Raw genomic sequence first — 16,490 nt, forward strand, 5'->3', positions numbered from 1 at the left:
CTGAACGGGAAGGGGGCCCACGAGGCGCCGTTTTTTTTGGGCCGCGACACTATCGCGGAGCGTGTCCCAACTTGGGACACGCTTCGCGCGGGCGATGGGTCGCGGCCGGTTGCGCGATGACGCGAAAGGTGTAAGCCGATACAAGTTGAGCAGGAAATCTCTCGCAGATCGCAAGCTGTGGTCTCTCGCCCACGCGGGAGGAAACCGCGCCAAATGCTACCCCGCTCCCGATTTTCGCCGCTCTTTGACCCCTTGGCGTCGTGTCCCAAGTTGGGACACGACAAGCGGACGGCTTCTCTGATTTTCAATCACTTGGAGTGTGCACTCTTCCGACCTAGGCGGTTTTGAGCGAGCCTTGGGCCATGAAGGTAGCCATGGCAGAGACGCAAATCGGGACGATTTCGCACCGAACGATCGTCAACTAGGCGATTGGCACCCCGCGCAGCAGCAAAGGCCCCTGCATGAGCCCAGAATTGATTTCTGCTCTATTGCCGGCCGCCGCAGTCGATGCGGGGCGGCCGTAGCCGTTTCCTGGGGAGGTGGAGTTCGCTGTACGGGTGAAAAATCGAAGGCTCGAATCGTCCTTATTGATGGCCGCTAGGGGCGTTGGTCATTCCTAAGCACTGCCGCCGTTTCACCTTTAGTGCGAAGGGCCGCTATAAACGGCTTGCCTTCACGCACAGGACTACGGTCTCACGACGCTAGTGGACCGCTCGCGCTGTGCCCAGCAGAGTCTGGCAAGCACAACACCGTCAGTCCAGCGCGCCCGGCGTGGGTCGGGCGCATGATTGTAATCAAGCGGCGCCTGCGCGATCGGGGCCGCATGGAGGAGCCCCTCGCACCGTGCGCCATCCTGCATAGCCACCGCCAGATCGCCTGGGCGGCTTTCGGCCGCCACGCCGTGGCAGCGCTTGGAACACACAGTTGGGCGAACTCTGAGAGACGGATTTCTAAAGCTGGATCGATCTGCACCACAGATGACGCCCTTCGCCATCGACGGTGCTCGACGACCATTCGCGCTACTCCTTGAGGCTCGACGCCTGCCGCTGCATCTGGAGCGTTCGTTCCGGCGCTACGGGTTGCGGTTCTCCACCACCACGGAAAACGGTTCGTCGTGGGGCAACCCCAGAGAACCGAGGCAACTCAACGAACTGGCCATCTGCCCGCCCGGGTGTACGACAAACTTGCGCCGCATACGGGGTTGGTCCGTTGCATTTCGGGGCTGTAAAACTTGGAGCGCGGGTTTGGTCCCTGAGAGTAGATGGCCGGCACGAAGCTCGCGGGAGCAGTTAGCTTCGTAGACCTAAGCGATTACCGTTCTCCCGACTTGATTTACCGCTGTAACTTGAGAACGTTAGCCGCGGCATGGCTGCCCACCTCCGTGAAACATTGATGAACAATTTTCAGTTGCTCGAAACCCCCTTCCATCGGCGCTTCCTTTGCAATTCCCGGCAATTGTTTCACGACACATTCTTACTAGAAACAACAACGCAGCGATTGTGCGAGCCTAGAACGATAATTTCGGCGTGGCTCCGATTCACTCGTAGTGAATGTTACGTAATTTGTAACGTACGTTGAGCTGCCGCCGGCCAGCTTTCCGGTCTTTCTCGCGGTTAGCAGGCGCGATAGACGTCCGATCCTTTCGTCGCTCCGATAGCTAAGCTCACGGAGCGAGATAGCGGCAACCTACCTTGGAGTAGGCGATGCAGTGAGACGGCTTCGCACAGGGCGTGGTCCGCCGGGTTGAATCAAAACTTCTATAGCTGTGAACTCGCCGAATGCGCGCCGAGCGGCATGAATTGACCTCCCACAGTTTGTTTCACTCTCTTTTGTCCGCTATTAAAAGTGTCAACTGGTCTGCGCTTGCGCCCGTAATTGCTAGGCAGGGGGGTGAGACATTTATTTCGGTCGACGGTTGTCTCACGTAGTTTGCTACCGTGCCGGATTGTCCGGCGGGAGCGGCACGAGGTGATGAGGCAAATCAGCATGACGACACGCAAGGAGTTGGTCAGAATTTCGGAATGTCATCGCGCGTCGCGTTTCATGTCGCCGTCGAAAACCAGCGTGTCATGGATCTTGAGCCGGTGGTTCGAGCCAGGCATCGCCTCGCTCCGCGATAAACTCCTTGACGAGCATTCGTCCGACGATCTTGCCTCGCCGGAAGTGGGTGTCCTGACTCGCGCGGAGTTGATCGACCGTGCGCGCCCCCTCGCGCTATTAGTTTCACTGCGCGCGCCCGCAACCGGCGGGGAGGCTCAAAATACCAAAATTTGGTACTATGACTTCATCGCCCGCCGGAGCCCATCATGAGCAAGAATACGTCCGTTTCCCTAGGGACACACTTCGCCGATTTTGTCGAGGACCGCGTTCGCGCCGGGCGCTATAGCACCGCGAGCGACGTGGTGCGGGCTGGCCTTCGCTTGCTCGAAGAACAGGAAGCTAAGCTCGATGCGCTGCGCTCAGAATTGGAAAAGGGAGAGCGTTCGGGTGCGTCCAGGCCATTTGACTTTGACGCCTTCCTGGCTCGCAAACGGAAGTCGACCACGTGAAGGGTTTTGTCCTTTCGCCAGCCGCGGAACTCGATCTTGATGATATCTGGGACTACTCGGTCGAAAATTGGGGGGCCGGGCAGGCCGAACGCTATATCCGACTGATTCAGGACACCATCATCGGGTTGGTGCTAGGCACGCAACCGAGCCGGTCCGCTGCCCATGTTCGTGCCGGTTACCGAAGTGTGCTGGTCGGTGCGCACGTTGTGTTCTTCAAGGAGCACGATGAGCTCGTCGATGTCATTCGGATACTTCATCAGAGGATGGATCCTTCGCAACACCTGGCAGGCGGGAACTAGTTCCTCGAATGGCTCGGTCACGAGCATTGCCGCTCCCAGCATCGTGTTTGTGATCGTCGCGTAAGACGTGCGATAGGACGATGGTCTCTTTCGTTTCTCACTGCGAGCTCGTCGACGATGCGCTAAACGCCCAACTGCTGGGGCCGAGGGGGCGAGGGGGCGTGGGACAGGCGCCCCCGAACAATCTATTGGTCGCTGTCGAAATCGCCGACCCGAATGTTCACTAACGGGGTGTCAAAAGCACCCTCTTGCGTGGTCGTTGCCAGCGGAAGCACGAGCTGGACAACCGGGAACGACCCGTATGGGAATCGCTCGCACTCGAGGCCGTCCTTGCGTTTCGGGGCGGAGGTAAACGCTAGAATCGCCTTTTGCCAGATGCAGGGTGCGAATCTGGAACCAATATAAATCTGGGCAGTAGTGAGGAAAAGGTATGGAGAAAGGTAGGCTTATTACAATCGCTTTCACTGTCGCCGCGGCGTCCTTCGCCGGGTGCGCAAGCGTGGCCGAAAAAAACGCCGATCAGTGCGAGCAGATGATGCAAAGCAAAGCAGAGCCCGCGCTCGTCTCGGTGAGCAAAAGCCAGCCGTCGCCCGACGGCCGCTCGGTGTTGGTAACTGGCATGGTCGAAGATCAGCGCTCAAATACGGTCGTACCTGCAAAAGCGGAATGTCGGTTCAACGGCAAGTCGCTTGCAGCCTTTCATTGGCTAGCTCCCGCCACGTTGGCAGATTCAGGTGACACCCGTACGAACTCCGCGAATACGGAGCATTAAACAAACGGAAGGTGCGGGGATGACCTTGGCGTAAAAGAGAGCGTGCAAAAAACTCGGATGATCGATTTCATCAGGATTCCTCTGTCGTTGGCGTTGCTGCGCGCTCAACTCTCTTCGCTGCCAGCGAACGCCTGACGGCGTCTCGCTATCCGCATTCGTGAAAGTAGCGTTACGCGAAGGTGGGGCACGTTGACGCTTGCAGCGCGAGTTCGTCGTGCGGGACCTTGGCTCGCGTGGGCAGGCACGGCGCGATACCGAGTACTACGACGCTGACGACGTACACGCAGAGCTTGTGGGCGCGTGAAGGCCACGGGCAAGGCGCAGCGAATTCTCGGGTCCGGTACACGCGTGACCTCCGAGATGACTTTAAAGACTCTGAGCGCCATTGTTGGAACGTGTCTGTTTCGTGACTTCCCGTTCCTGCCGCAAGGTGGATGAGGCCAATCCGTTTCTGCGCGAGGTCGTCCTCTCGTTTGGAGGCTTCGGCCATGTCGCCCTTTGCGAAGTCGAAAGGGGGCGGATGTCGACGCCGATAGTCACCTGACGGAAAAGAATCGGTACGTTACGGTCCTGGTCGTTCGCCACGAGCGCCAGGACGACTACCACTGCGTTGCGTCATCCCCCTCAATTCTCGTAGAACGTATTGAATCAGTCTCTTCTGCGTCATTAAATGTGTCAACTCGCGTCGGCGTTGCAAACATGCAACTAACCGTCGTTCGCTGTCAACCCTCTCCCTCGCTTCGCCATAAACCGGGCCGCAAAAGGGGAGGGCAGTCTGCCACCCGGGGACGGCCCCGAAATGCGGCGATTACCCGTTCGACCCACCCGAGGCATCACTGCCGAGTCGTAGAAGCAACCGGTCCTGGAGACAGTGGCGGTCCTGCCGTCGCATCGCCTGCGTCGTTGAACGGACCGGGAGCAGCCCATAGCAGAAATGTGAACGACACCAGACGCAGCGGAATGGCGCTTCGATTACGCTGCTGTTGATCATGAACGGACTCTGCCGGCGGCACTGTGGACATCGGGTCCGAAGTTCTAGCCGATGGGCCGCACAGCGATCTTCCTCCGCAAGCTGATGCAGCACACTGTGGTAGCCGTGAGCGGCGCACTGCCGGCAATACCTGAAAGTCGCGTGGTACCGATCGCCCGGGCTCCTGTCGAGCAACGATGTGCGCAACACATTCACAGGTAGTCGCAGCAGCCGTCGAAGGTGATTGAGGTCGAGCGCGCTTCGCAGTGGGATCATCCCTTCAAGTGGATCAGCGTCGGGGCACATCAGGCGCATCAGCGCATCGCCTGGCAGTGCGTTGGCGCAGGCGAATTTCCAGAGGATCGAGACAAGGGACTCGCCGGGCATGAGCCAGTCGATCCTGAACCCGCGGCCCAACGGCCTGTCGGGCTGCGAATCGTCAAAGGTCAGAATCGGAAAGCGCGGTGCCTTGAGCGCTTCACAGCTAAGCTGCTGCGAGCACGCGTCCGATGGCATGGCGGGACTGGATATAGCCGCAGTGATTGACGGCGTGGGTCCACAGGATTGCTTCGGGGCAGTACCGGTGCATCCGTTCCTTGCATTTCTCCGCTCGTTGACCGGACGCGCATGGCCGATTGCCGTGCTCCGCAAACGGAGCGCGTTGCAGCAACCGCGATGAAGATGCTTCCAGGTTGGAAGATGCCAAACCGTCTACTGAGGTGAAAGCCGGACGCTTTCCGGCAAATTCGGCGATTTCTATGTTTTCAAGTCCAGCGAACTGTGCACTAGTCCAACGAATTCCGCTTTCCTACATACCGACTGGCCTGCTCGGGGACTACTCGAGTCTGCTGAGACCTCGATGTGATTCATCCGTGACGGCACGAGAGCAGGTGGTCTGTCACCGCCGAATCACAACAGGAGCGCCTGCTGTAAAAGTTCCAGAGCTTTCAATTCGTCCAGTCGGCCCGTGCGTGCTTTACCTGCCAGCGTCTTGATCAATGCTTCCGCTATCGGTTCGATGCCAAGAAGATTGTCGAGGCTGGTTACAGAAGCTAGGGGGAGCGGTACCGGGCTTGGCTGTGGCCTTGCGGAAGCAGGCAACAACTCAACGGTTGCCGCGATGGCCGCGGGGGTCTCGCCAACACTTTCGTCGAGTGAGCGGCCGACAAGGTTGTCGTGGGAATCGCCGACATGAACTTCCGGGCTGAGAACGATCGACTCCTTTTCTTCTGCGACATCCGCTGAAACCGGTGAGGGGCTTTCCACACCGTTTGGAACGCCTGCACGCGCGCGTCGGGCGCGCCCCTTCGCATTGGCGAGCTTCCCTGAAACTTTGTCATTCGCCGCGACAGACGGCGTCTCGTGCTGTTGACCCGACACGCGAGCCCGCGAAGCCGGCGTCAGCAGAAGCGCCACGGACTCCGGAATCTCGGCTTCGGTACGCGGCACGTCCAGCCAGCCCATCGGCAACCCAAGTCGCTCGGTGAACCGGTTTGCTTCTACACTGTCCATGCGCTTCTTGCCATATAGCCGATGGGCCGTGTTTGACCCGGTCATCTCCATGACCACTCCGAGTCTTGCTTTCGATCCGTTGCGACTCGTGAGGACGTGGAGGTTGGCACGCCGGATGTTTTCCACCTCGGCATTCTCGCTTAGTGCCAGCGCTTGCTGCTGGGGCGCTTGACGGGACGTCCTGGCTTTCGACGGTGAAGCTTCTAGCGGTGCATGAGGTTTTACCTGCCCAGCCGTTTCGCTCCGGCGATTCTTCTGGGTTTCCGGCGATCCGCCAGCTACTTTCTTTGGCATTTGCACTTCCTCCGACAGACTGTCTTCAATAATTGGTTTCTGATCGACGGGCAGGGTAGAGGTCGGCTTGAGTGCTTCAGACGCTACTTCTGGTACGTCGTCCGTTTGAAGGAAGTCGAGCGGTGACTTCAGGCGAGCAATGGTCTCGGCCGCGAGCGCGGGATGGGGCTGGTCAAAAAAGCCATGCGGCAGCCCGAGCGTGGTTTCCATGTGAAATGCGGTCTCGGGCGTAAACCTCTCGCCCTTCATCAGTTCGGCCACTCGTGTCATGTTCGATTCGAGTGCTATCGCGATGTTCTCCGCGCCGACCGCATCGACCAGAAACTGAAACGATCGGGTTTTGAAAATGGAGGCTGTCTGGGCGGAGTCTCGAGGAGGCGCCTTCACATACTTCTGTCCCTGCCGGTTGGGCGGGGATTTCTTTACGTGGCGAGGTGGGTGTTGGCCGACGCTGTCCCGAGATCCCGCATATCGTCCGCGGGCTTGACTCATAAAGTGGGGGCTCCATGCGATCGTTGATACTCTGAGTGCTGCAATTATAAATGAGGCGATGCTGACCCGGACGCGTCAGTTGCGTTATCCGTTGAAAATACTCACTACGTTTTTAAGGTGGAACCTTTGCGCTGCTTCGGTGTGATATATCCGGTGCCACAAGTCAATCAATCAGGAATACGAACAAAGTTATCTGGTGAAACGCTCGCTGCCACGGGCAGGAAAGATGGATGCGTATAACCCCCGGACCGGGCCCGAACCTGATTCATCGCTCGAACCCAACGGACCGGACCGCAATGTCCTGGTCGGGGCTTGACATCGTGCGGCACTGGTCGAAATTTCGGAACGTCATCGCGCGTCGCGTTTCATGCCGTCGTCGAAAACCAGCGTGTCATGGATCTCGAGCCGGTGGTTCGAGCCAGGCATCGCCTCGCTCCGCGATAAACTCCTTGACGAGCATTCGCCCGACGATCTGCGAGAAGCCAGTCGCCGTACGTTCTCTGCGGCTGGCTCCAGCGCCGGAAAGGGCGTCCTCATGCTGTCACATTTCGACGCTAAGCTTTACCCCCTCGGTAGTCATCCCACCGGTGGTGGTTAGTCACCGAACCGCTCTAAGCAGCCTGCACATTTCTGTGCAAAGCTGACTTTTTCTGCTTCACAGAGGCCGGTTTCACGGTTGCCGAAGCATCCGCCAGAGCCTTCCTCTCCACAGAGTGCTGCGCCAGAGCTTGACGCCGAATGTTGATGGCCGCGTTCAGGTCGCGGTCCATCTTGAGCCCGCAGCCGCATTCGATGACGCGCTCGCTCAAGGTGATAGCGTGGATCGCGCCGCACCCCGAGCACGTCTTGCTGCTCGGATAGAAGCGGTCGATCACGATCACCTGCGCGCCGGTCATCGCGGCCTTGTATTCGAGTTGGCGACGGAACTCAAAGAACCCTGCATCGGCGATGGCGCGCGCGAGCCTGCCGTTCTTCAGCATGCCCGAGACGTTCAGGTCCTCGATACCGATGGTCGAGTACTTCGTTGCGAGTGTCGTAGTCAGTTTGTGCAAAGCATCCTTGCGGACGTTCGCGATACGCAGGTGCAGCCGGGCGAGCTTGGCTTTCGCTTTGGCCCGGTTTGCACTTCCCTTCTGTTTGCACGACAGCGAGCGCGACAGGCGCACGATGCGCTTGTGCTCTGCGCGGTGCGGCTTGAGCGCGGGCGCGCCGCTGCCGTCGCTGAATGTTGCCAGCGTCCTGATGCCAAGGTCTACGCCGACCGCGCCGCGATCCTCTGCGGCCTTCAGGCGTTCCTCAGTCTCCACGGCCAGCGCCACATACCATCCATCGGCCGTGCGGCTCACAGTCGCGCCCAGCACGCGGCCAGCAAAGCGCAATTCCTCGCGCATGCGAACGACGCCGCAACGCGGGAGTTTCACGGTCTTGCCGAGCACCTGCACGGCGTGACTGGACGCGTTCACGGGCCCATTGTCGGCGCGGAACGAGTTTGCGCTTGAAGCGCGGGTATCCGGGCTTCTGGCCGAGCTTCACGCGGCGGAAAAAGTGGTCGAATGCGAGCCCGACATTCATGATTGCGACCTGCGGCGCGCACTTCGTTACCTCTGCCATCCACGGGAATTCGACGGCCTTGATCGCGTTCAGTTGCTTACGCAGCGCGGCCTCGTTCGGCTTTGCCCCCGCCTCGTATTGCCGCTTCCATTCCGCCAGCGCCCAGTTATAGGCGAACCGGGCCACGCCGCACGCGCGAGCGAAATACTTCGCTTGCTCTGCGGTCGGATCAAGGCGGATTTTATGGACGCGCACACTCACCTGGCGGCGTCCTTGAGCGCGTCGAGAAGCTGCCTGTTCTTTTTGCTGCGCGAGCCGTACAAGCGCGCCGAGAACACCGTAATGATTTCGAGCACGTCCTTCGCGAGCTCTTCCTCGAACGACGGCTGATCGCCCTTGTGAATGATGACGATCTCGATGTTCTGCGCCGCGCACATGGCGAACACCAACTCGGAGCCGAAGCGCAGAAGGCGATCCTTGTGCGTAATGACGAGCCGCTTCATCTGCTTGCGCAGAATCATTTCGAGCAGTCTGTTCAAACCTTTCTTGTGGTAGTTCATGCCACTGCCAAGGTCTTTGATGACCTCGCAGCGCCAGCCTTTAGCGGCGCAGTAGCTTTCCAGCATCGCATGCTGACGCTCAAGGTCCGCCTTCTGGTCGTGCGACGAGACACGGGCATAGCAGACCGTCGGTACGTCCTCATTGCCGATACCGAGCAGATCCGAGACGGCGTAATAGCGCGTGCCGCCGGCTGTCTTGCGTGCGGGCAGCAGTTCGCCGGTCTCCTCCCACTTACGCAGGGTGGAGATTGCGACGCCGAGCATCGTTGCTGCTTCACCAATCTTCACAAGTCTCTTTTCCATAAGAAAAGATTAGAGCAGATTGCTGGAGATAAGTGAACTCAGTTGCCATCCCCCGTCACCGCAAACGCTGACGAGCAGCATTTCTTTCTCTCCGTCAGGACCATCCCGTGCTAAGCGCCCACGAATTTGCAACATTGATGCTGGTCAAGGACTCCGCGGATCAGATTGCCGATCGGGAAGAGCTGGGTACGTTGCTGGAGCGTCAGCTTGTCGCACTCGAGCGACTTGCTGGTGGCGCAGTGCGTGCCCGCGTCACGGCGCACGGCGAGTCTCTTCTTCGCAGCCTTGCTTTTCTCCATTGACGGAAGAAATCCGTCGGGTGCCTCTGAAACCTTCTACCCGCCCGACTGTCAGGCGGTAGGGCTTCAACGCAGCGCTTCCAGACGGCGTTGGCAGCGTTTGTCATCTCCACCGCGTCGATAGCTCTGCATGGCCTTGGTGCGGTCCGGGACAACGTTCCTGTCTTCTGCACCCCACACGCCCTCCCAGAAAAGTCCGAGATTGTGTGCAGATGTTTTGTGCCCCAATTCAATCGCCTGCTCGTAGAGCGAGCGCGCACGGCTCACATCCGCATCCATGCCTCGCCCCAGTCGGGCGCTGTCGCCCAGTGCGGCGGCGGCCATGCCGCGCAGACGACCGTCCGCGGTCTCATCCTTCATCACATCTTCAAGAATCACGTTACCTCTTTCAAAGTCCGCGTCGCCTCCTGTTGGTGTGACGAGGGATATGGCCATGGCCATTCGCCAGGCTGGATGGCGGTTCGCGCCAATGCGCTCGAGTAACCAGCGGCCTAGATACGGTGCGCGGCTTAACCTGCTGGTGAGAAGTGCATTGGCGATCGCGGCGAGTGACTCCGGTGAAAGGAATCCAATCTTGTTTGCCGCGACAACGTGGCGGGAGAACTTTTCGACATCCAGTGTGGGGTCGGCGTGGCGTAACTGATGCCATTCACGCTCGATTGTCCCCACCCAGCTTTCCATTTGCATGGTGAGCGATCCCTTGGTGAAGAGTGCACCTCATTCTAGCTCACCTTTCGCTGATTGCAACCGGGCTTGAGGTGCGGCTTCGTAACAAATGTGTCCGCGCCCATGGTGCACGGAATGCGCCGAATCTGTAGAAAGCCTGTGATGCTCTGTTGTGAAAATGTACGTTGGCTAGAGGGTTCACGGCCGGGTCCAACTGCCTTGACGATTCGTTACGGGAGGCCGGGACCGCTGCGACAGTGCCGCTCGCGTGACGGTGTCATGATGCTGGAGGTCGTTTGCGACCTCCGCCCGCCGTCCTTCGACGAGGCGGAAGGAGAAGCGGAATGATGTGACTGGCCTCGGCATCCGGACGTTTCGTCGGTGCATTGAAGGTGCGTTGAAACAGGCCGCGAGGCCTGCGGGAAAAGGCTGTCCGTCCCATGACACAGGGTGAAATAACTTCTGTGTAGCCGCTCGCGCGCACCCTGTCTAAAGTGCGCCTATCGGATGCGACGCAATGACCGAACGCCACCGCAGACGATACTCCCGCCACAAACCGTTATGGCATCGTCATGGAATCCTTCACAGAACTTCTCCTTTTCGTCACGGGCGTCGTCGTCGTCATCTCACTGATCGAAGCAGTCGTGCTCAGCCGCAACAAGAATGCCGCCACATCATTTGCATGGTATGAGGTGTGGATTTCCCTGTTCGACCTAGCTGTGCGCCGATTGATGGCCCTGCTGCCGGTCTCGCTTGCGACACCTCTTTTCAGCTTCGTCTACGACCATCGCATCTTTACGGTCGAGATCAATAGCGCGCTGATGGTGTTCGCGCTCTTCATCGGGCTGGAGTTCTGCTACTACTGGTATCACCGTGCGTCGCATCGGGTACGCTTCTTCTGGGCCACGCATGCCGTGCACCATTCGCCGAACCAGCTGACGCTTTCAACCGCGTACCGTCTCGGTGTGACCGGCAAGCTGACGGGCACGACGCTCTTCTTCGCGCCGCTTGTCTGGCTTGGGATCAAGCCAGAGGTCGTGATGCTGACGCTCTTCCTTAATCTGATGTATCAGTCCTGGTTGCACACCACGTACATTCCCAAACTCGGCTGGTTCGAATATGTGTTCAATACGCCGTCTGCGCACCGGGTGCACCATGCGTCGAACGTCGATTACCTGGACGCGAATTACGGTGGCGTGCTGATCATCTTCGACCGGCTGTTCGGCACCTACGTCGAAGAACGCGCCGACGAACCCTGCCGCTACGGTCTCGTGACGCCGACCACGTCGCGCAACCCCTTCGTCGTCGAGTTCGAACACTGGGCCACGTTGATCCGCGATGTCGTCAAGGCGAAGAGCCCGTGGATCGCAATCAACCACGTGATCCAGCCGCCGGGCTGGCTGCCGAACGGCGGAGGCGAAATGACGGAAGAGCTGCGCCGCAAGAGCAAAGAACCTAACGCGTGCAAAGTCGCCAGTGGCTAATGCCACGGTGGAAAGCGGAAGGCGCATGTTGCAGACATGCGCCTTGCTGCGTTTTCAGGTTTCAATCCCGCATTCGGGATAATGCGACCTGTGGATCGATGGTCTGATGGTCGCGGGCTTTGCCGTGCATCTGGCGAGAACCTCTGACATCAAACGGCACCAAGGCCGAAATTTCGTCGGTGACGAACGCGATGCCGTGTTTCTCGTGCATATCATCCGGGTTCTAACTGGCAAATTGGTTGCGGTGAGTTCAGATGAAGCCCCAAACTGCGATACAGCAGGCGTCGCTGTTCGGACTCTTCGCGTTGCTCGACATTACGCCAGGAATGTCGTGTTAAGCAACCAAAACTGAATGTCAAATCAAATGTGCTCTTTTGGTCGGTTTTTGAACAGCTATTTTCACATTTGAGCAAGCCGGCGAAGCCGGCGCGTCAGACCTTCGAGTGTGTGCATCTCTGGAACCGCCCATCGGGCGGCTGTCCACGCCCTTGTGGTGTGGGCAGCAGAGTTGTACATACGGGGAAGCCGTCATGCTGAGGAATCGCGTGGCCCCAAATGCTGTATCCCTTGTACGTGTCCGGTTCCATTTTCGGTCTGTGCCTGGAACGAATCCGCGTATCAATTTGAGAGTGAACTGTTACATCGCCTCCAGATTTTGGCAACAACGGGAGATGCGTATTGAACCGTCATTGCAGAAGTAAATAGCTGCTCGGGCCGCGCATCGCCTTCATCGTTGAGTTCATGCTCTACGACCGCGCGAGCGATTTCACGCGCCTCGGCGACAACTTCAATCCGCTCAAGCCAGCTTGCCGTCAGTCCGTTCCGTTGCAGCCAGATAGCTATTGCGCGACGAAATTCGCCGTAGAAGGCATCACCGAGTGCTTGGCCATCGAGGTCGCCCCATTGGGAATTCATGTGACGGTAGCGGAACCAGGGTACTTCAGCACTGAGTAACACAGCGGCAATTCCGTCAAATACGCAAAAGTAATCGACGCATATGGTGCAACGGCGGGGGCTACGCGTGAAGCAACGGTCGCTGTCAATGGAAAAGAGGCCAACGACCCGAAGAAGCCGGCGCAGGCACCTATCACGCTCGCCAACGCCGATACGCCGCCGTTGCACTTGCAATGCTTTGAAGACCGGATTGCAGTAACTTGTCCGGTTCCCCAACGTACGGCAGAGATACACTATCAGATGACACAAGACGGAGTTCGAGATGCAGGGAAGACTCAGGCAGTAGTTGATGCAAGGTGGGCGCCGAAGGGGGAACAGCGCATGACGTCCTTCCATCAAGGAGTCAACGAGGAGCAAGACATGGAACTTAAATGTGTTGTGGCGGTTGTTCGGCCGGACGTTCTGCAAACTCTGGAAAAGAGGCTCGGCGCTATTGATATCCACGGCATAACCGTTAGCAAGGTAAAAGGGTTCGGCGTGCATCCGAAGCAGTTTGCCGATGATTGGACGACCGAGCACATCAAAATCGAAATTTTCGCCCAGGCATCGGACGTTGAAACCCTTGTAAGAGCAATCATGGATATCGCGCACGTCGGGCCGGCCGGAGACGGCATAGTCGCGATTATTCCCGTCGAAAGGTTTTTCCGCGTCCGCACGCAGTCTGAGGCAATACCTTGACCTGCCTGACGGCTTCACGCCGATGGTCCTGAGTGCGGTCGCCCTGGCTCTGGCACGGGAGGCCGAAAAAGACAACGTTGCAGACTGGGTCCGTGCGTTGCTCGATGAAATGAGCCGGTCTTGTCGCCGGCCATTCCATCGGAGCTTTAAATGGCACACGAACAGCATCAACCTCGCATCTCGGCCTTCGACGCGTGAGCGACGGCTTGCAACCACTGCTCTACGGCAACAGCCCGTACTGTTTTGTGCAAGAAGAAGCTCAGGCTTTTGTCTTGAGGGTGCTGTCGCCAGGGCCGAGTTCGGGCCCTCGGGAATCTGGAATCTGCGGTAGACGCCGCGAGCAGAAGTGCGTCAGGACGTCGACCCTGGCTGGGGCCAAGGCCAACCCTTCTTCTCGTCGGGCGCATCCCACTCAGCGGGCGGCACGGCCTCGACCGATGCTTCGACCGGACTCGCTTCTTCAGCGGCAACGTGCACCGCTTCGTCCGAGACGCTTCTTTTCATCTCGGGAAGCCCGGTCCCAAACCATCCCACTTTCTTCTGCATATGGGCGACATACGTCTTCCAGGCGTCAGGGTTGCCATCAAAGAGGTCGTGCTGGCAGCTATCTCCACTCGCTGCGTCCCTAGCTGGAAATGTACCGTCTCGGCGCAACGCCTCTTTCCGTCGCATCTCATCCCGGCGCGTCTTCGTCGACCAATGCGTCTTGGTCCTCTGACTGCAAGACCGGAGCAGCGCTGTCGGGCACTGGCGAGCCAGACGAGTTCGGGGTGTCTCCTGGTCGCTCATCTTTATCATCATCGCGGCCCGTGTCGCGTGTCTGTCTCTTTCGATGATTCGTCATGATTTCCTCCGTGAGGGAGGCAGCGACCCAAACGGACTGGGTGCTGCGTGTGCGGCTGTCCGACAGGCGGCGGCCGCGTCGTATGCCGCTTGTCGGGGACAGAACTCTTAAATGTCAGTCATGTACTCCTGAAAGGTTGATGCCTTTGGACGCGCAACACGCATGCCACGACGACCGTTGTTTGCAAATCGCATGCAGTGCCTGATGCCAGTGCATGCGACGGCTGCTGGCTCGTGCCGACGCAGTCGAAGTCCAAGGTTCAGCAAGGCTTAACTCGGTCGGTAAATTTATATGCCACCTGCCCCCTGTCAGTGAACAATCTCTCTCCATAAGTTGGCGTGCAACAGTTATCGCCCTGGATTCTCGCCAGCTCACTTGCATTCTGTAGACGGTATGTTGACCGCCTTGAAGATGGACAGCAGCGTCCAGGGAACCTCCTGCAGTGCGGCGCAGCGGCATTCGCATGCCAGTGCGCGGACCTTCGCTCTTGCTCGCAATAGTTCCTGGGACGGCCAACCGCGAACGGTAAAATTGAGGAACCTTTGCGAGGGTCATCAGCGGCACGGGAATTGCGCGAATCAACGCAGCGGCGGTTGCACCGACCCGGGTCGCAACTGGGCGCTTTGCTCACGAGGGCGACCATCATGCGAGTTGCTACGCAGGATTACCGTTATCGGTATTCATTTTGAGTTTGTCTGGCGCCGCCTATGCGCAGGGTGCGGGCACAAGTGGTGCTGGGGGCTCCGGTGCAGGTCAGGGCGGCACCGAAATGGGAACGCCGAGTTATGGCTCCGCTGGGCGGTCGACGGCGGGGCTCCTCTTCAGCGTCCGGTTTATGTCACTTGGGCAGCCGGCTCTTTGGCTCAGTTCCGCTCTCGTTGGCCGCGTATTCTTCTTCGTCTATCTGGGCCTGGGCCTGCTCCCAATACTCTCCGGCGCGTTCCTCGGGGCTGCCGTCTTTTTGCCAGAGCTCATAGGCCCGCACACGAATCTTCTCTTCCCGCGAAACATTGTCCATTGCAGTCTCTCCAGTAGATTATTCACGAACAGCCACGCCTGTTGTCGCCCGGCCTATCGTTTCGACGGCGGAACGGGGAAGAGCCGACGCGCGAGCAGAAAGAGCCAGTCCGGCGACCGCAGGGCTCCGTGTTGGATGCCGGATTTCGACGCTTGGTGCCGGGCGGCACTTTTTCACCAGACGCTCTCGCACGACTCCGCCTTGAAAGTACGACGCCAGACGGACCGGGCATCGTGAGACTCCAAGATGCAGACTTTTCCCCAGACCAGTTTGATATTTGCGGTCTGCTTGCCCTTTGGACCGGTCTTCACGTCGAAGCTGACCTTCTGATTCTCCGGCAAGGTCCTGAAACCTGCTGCGCTGACTTCCGAGAAGTGGGCAGGTCGTCCCCGCCGTCGTCCTGCGTGATGAATCCAAACCCCTTCGAGTCGTTAAACCACTTCACCGTTCCAGTCGCCAAACCCACTCCTACAAATTTGAAGAGTGCGTTTAATCCGGTGCGCAAGCCGTACATTTATTGCAACCGTTGCTTCGAGTGCGCCGGCTCAATCACCGGGCCCGACCGCTTTCCGGGGACTTCGGCAGTGACAGTGAAGTTGTAGTCTGCTGTGGTACGTGGGTCAATCCGGTAATACGGGGGGCGGACCGCTCGATAGTGCGCTAGTACCCTTCGCGGGTGCGCCGGGATGCGTCGTCAGCCGCGTACTCACGGCTCACAGCCCTACTGCGCCGGGACAATATGCCGCCCAGGTTAGTACATGGCGCGAACGTCATCGACGTTCAGGTCCTTCTGAACCGGTTTGTGGGGTTCCACGAGTGAACCGAATACAAGCCGACGCAGTTCCTTCTCGCCAAACGGCAGTCGGCGTAATCGATAGGGTCTGCCGTCTCGATTTCCTGCAACATGTCGACAAGACTTTCGGTGCTTACCTGCATGTTGGCTCAATTTGTATGAGATTCAACCAGCGTACGTACCGCGGAAGCCGTGTTCGACCCGTATGGCCAGTGTGCCAGAGCAACGCGCTGCCAGCCGGGACGGTTTCGCGCACAGCCTCGGCGTGTATCATGGTCCGCATAGCCTCTGGCCTGACGGAGAGACGCTTGTGGATGTATCGTTCCTCGTCGACCCGATTCACAAAACCGTCACCAGCGTGCAGGACGGCTATTCCCGTGCTGGCGAACTTATCGGCACGGATTTGACCGATACCGCGACCCTGTGGGGTGATGCTGCCGACTCGGATACCT

17 protein-coding genes and 1 pseudogene are annotated in these 16,490 nt (G+C 58.8%); 8 read left to right on the forward strand and 10 right to left on the reverse strand.

What is annotated here, in order from left to right:
* Positions 1-1,986 precede the first annotated feature (1,986 nt).
* The 4 genes from FVF58_RS43845 to FVF58_RS43860 all read left to right on the forward strand — a co-directional run bounded on the left by FVF58_RS43845 (position 1,987) and on the right by FVF58_RS43860 (position 3,620).
* Positions 1,987-2,310, forward strand: coding sequence for a hypothetical protein (locus FVF58_RS43845; protein ID WP_149675843.1), 324 nt, complete (start codon positions 1,987-1,989; stop codon positions 2,308-2,310).
* Positions 2,307-2,549 carry a type II toxin-antitoxin system ParD family antitoxin gene (locus tag FVF58_RS43850; RefSeq protein WP_149675844.1) on the forward strand — a complete coding sequence of 81 codons (243 nt, stop codon included), beginning with the start codon at positions 2,307-2,309 and terminating at the stop codon, positions 2,547-2,549. The genes FVF58_RS43845 and FVF58_RS43850 overlap by 4 nt, the downstream gene beginning before the upstream one ends.
* Complete coding sequence (locus FVF58_RS43855) at positions 2,546-2,848, forward strand: type II toxin-antitoxin system RelE/ParE family toxin (RefSeq protein WP_149675845.1); 303 nt, start codon at positions 2,546-2,548, stop codon at positions 2,846-2,848. The genes FVF58_RS43850 and FVF58_RS43855 overlap by 4 nt, the downstream gene beginning before the upstream one ends.
* A 430-nt stretch (positions 2,849-3,278) precedes the next feature.
* Positions 3,279-3,620 (forward strand): hypothetical protein, encoded by a 342-nt coding sequence (locus FVF58_RS43860; RefSeq protein WP_149675846.1) that lies wholly within the window; start codon positions 3,279-3,281, stop codon positions 3,618-3,620.
* Positions 3,621-5,499: 1,879 nt separating this feature from the next.
* On the opposite strand, the gene FVF58_RS43875 is transcribed toward FVF58_RS43860, so the two are convergent.
* From FVF58_RS43875 to FVF58_RS43885, 4 genes are all read right to left on the reverse strand, one after another.
* Positions 5,500-6,888: a hypothetical protein gene (locus FVF58_RS43875; protein WP_149675847.1), complete on the reverse strand. Its 1,389-nt coding sequence runs from the start codon at positions 6,886-6,888 to the stop codon at positions 5,500-5,502.
* Positions 6,889-7,499: 611 nt separating this feature from the next.
* Positions 7,500-8,279 carry an RNA-guided endonuclease InsQ/TnpB family protein gene (locus tag FVF58_RS43880; RefSeq protein WP_246217482.1) on the reverse strand — a complete coding sequence of 260 codons (780 nt, stop codon included), beginning with the start codon at positions 8,277-8,279 and terminating at the stop codon, positions 7,500-7,502.
* The gene (locus FVF58_RS53640) at positions 8,185-8,700 is read right to left on the reverse strand and encodes an RNA-guided endonuclease InsQ/TnpB family protein (RefSeq protein WP_342802442.1); all 516 of its coding nucleotides are present in this window, start codon (positions 8,698-8,700) and stop codon (positions 8,185-8,187) included. Before FVF58_RS53640 ends, FVF58_RS43880 begins: the two co-directional genes overlap by 95 nt.
* Complete coding sequence (locus FVF58_RS43885; RefSeq protein ID WP_149675848.1) at positions 8,697-9,302, reverse strand: IS607 family transposase; 606 nt, start codon at positions 9,300-9,302, stop codon at positions 8,697-8,699. The genes FVF58_RS53640 and FVF58_RS43885 overlap by 4 nt, the downstream gene beginning before the upstream one ends.
* Before the next feature lie 107 nt (positions 9,303-9,409).
* On the opposite strand from FVF58_RS43885, the gene FVF58_RS43890 reads away from it, so the two are divergent.
* Positions 9,410-9,604: a hypothetical protein gene (locus FVF58_RS43890; protein ID WP_149675849.1), complete on the forward strand. Its 195-nt coding sequence runs from the start codon at positions 9,410-9,412 to the stop codon at positions 9,602-9,604.
* A gap of 63 nt (positions 9,605-9,667) precedes the next feature.
* On the opposite strand, the gene FVF58_RS43895 is transcribed toward FVF58_RS43890, so the two are convergent.
* Positions 9,668-10,288 (reverse strand): SEL1-like repeat protein, encoded by a 621-nt coding sequence (locus tag FVF58_RS43895; protein ID WP_149675850.1) that lies wholly within the window; start codon positions 10,286-10,288, stop codon positions 9,668-9,670.
* 551 nt (positions 10,289-10,839) lie between these two features.
* Between FVF58_RS43895 and FVF58_RS43900 the strand changes: the two genes are divergently transcribed.
* On the forward strand, positions 10,840-11,751 hold the full coding sequence (locus FVF58_RS43900) for a sterol desaturase family protein (protein ID WP_149675851.1): 912 nt from the start codon (positions 10,840-10,842) through the stop codon (positions 11,749-11,751).
* A gap of 61 nt (positions 11,752-11,812) precedes the next feature.
* Here the strand turns inward: FVF58_RS43900 and FVF58_RS51995 are convergent, their stop codons facing one another.
* Positions 11,813-11,962 carry a hypothetical protein gene (locus tag FVF58_RS51995; RefSeq protein WP_188131139.1) on the reverse strand — a complete coding sequence of 50 codons (150 nt, stop codon included), beginning with the start codon at positions 11,960-11,962 and terminating at the stop codon, positions 11,813-11,815.
* A 407-nt stretch (positions 11,963-12,369) separates the two neighbouring features.
* Positions 12,370-12,666: a hypothetical protein gene (locus FVF58_RS53645; protein WP_246217483.1), complete on the reverse strand. Its 297-nt coding sequence runs from the start codon at positions 12,664-12,666 to the stop codon at positions 12,370-12,372.
* On the opposite strand from FVF58_RS53645, the gene FVF58_RS55035 reads away from it, so the two are divergent.
* Both FVF58_RS55035 and FVF58_RS43910 read left to right on the forward strand, forming a co-directional pair.
* On the forward strand, positions 12,634-12,705 hold the full coding sequence (locus FVF58_RS55035) for a hypothetical protein (protein WP_425469024.1): 72 nt from the start codon (positions 12,634-12,636) through the stop codon (positions 12,703-12,705). The genes FVF58_RS53645 and FVF58_RS55035 overlap by 33 nt on opposite strands.
* A gap of 360 nt (positions 12,706-13,065) precedes the next feature.
* Positions 13,066-13,383, forward strand: coding sequence for a P-II family nitrogen regulator (locus tag FVF58_RS43910; protein ID WP_149675856.1), 318 nt, complete (start codon positions 13,066-13,068; stop codon positions 13,381-13,383).
* Positions 13,384-13,734: 351 nt separating this feature from the next.
* On the opposite strand, the gene FVF58_RS53650 is transcribed toward FVF58_RS43910, so the two are convergent.
* The 3 genes and pseudogenes from FVF58_RS53650 to FVF58_RS43925 form a co-directional block, all read right to left on the reverse strand.
* On the reverse strand, positions 13,735-13,887 hold the full coding sequence (locus tag FVF58_RS53650; protein ID WP_246217484.1) for a hypothetical protein: 153 nt from the start codon (positions 13,885-13,887) through the stop codon (positions 13,735-13,737).
* Between the two features lie 1,178 nt (positions 13,888-15,065).
* Positions 15,066-15,245, reverse strand: a complete 180-nt coding sequence (locus FVF58_RS43920; RefSeq protein WP_149675853.1) for a DUF2934 domain-containing protein — start codon at positions 15,243-15,245, stop codon at positions 15,066-15,068.
* A 263-nt stretch (positions 15,246-15,508) separates the two neighbouring features.
* Positions 15,509-15,705: pseudogene (locus FVF58_RS43925) on the reverse strand (cold-shock protein); the annotation flags it as partial.
* Positions 15,706-16,490 lie beyond the last annotated feature (785 nt).

The organism is Paraburkholderia panacisoli (assembly GCF_008369935.1).
Taxonomy (GTDB): domain Bacteria; phylum Pseudomonadota; class Gammaproteobacteria; order Burkholderiales; family Burkholderiaceae; genus Paraburkholderia; species Paraburkholderia panacisoli.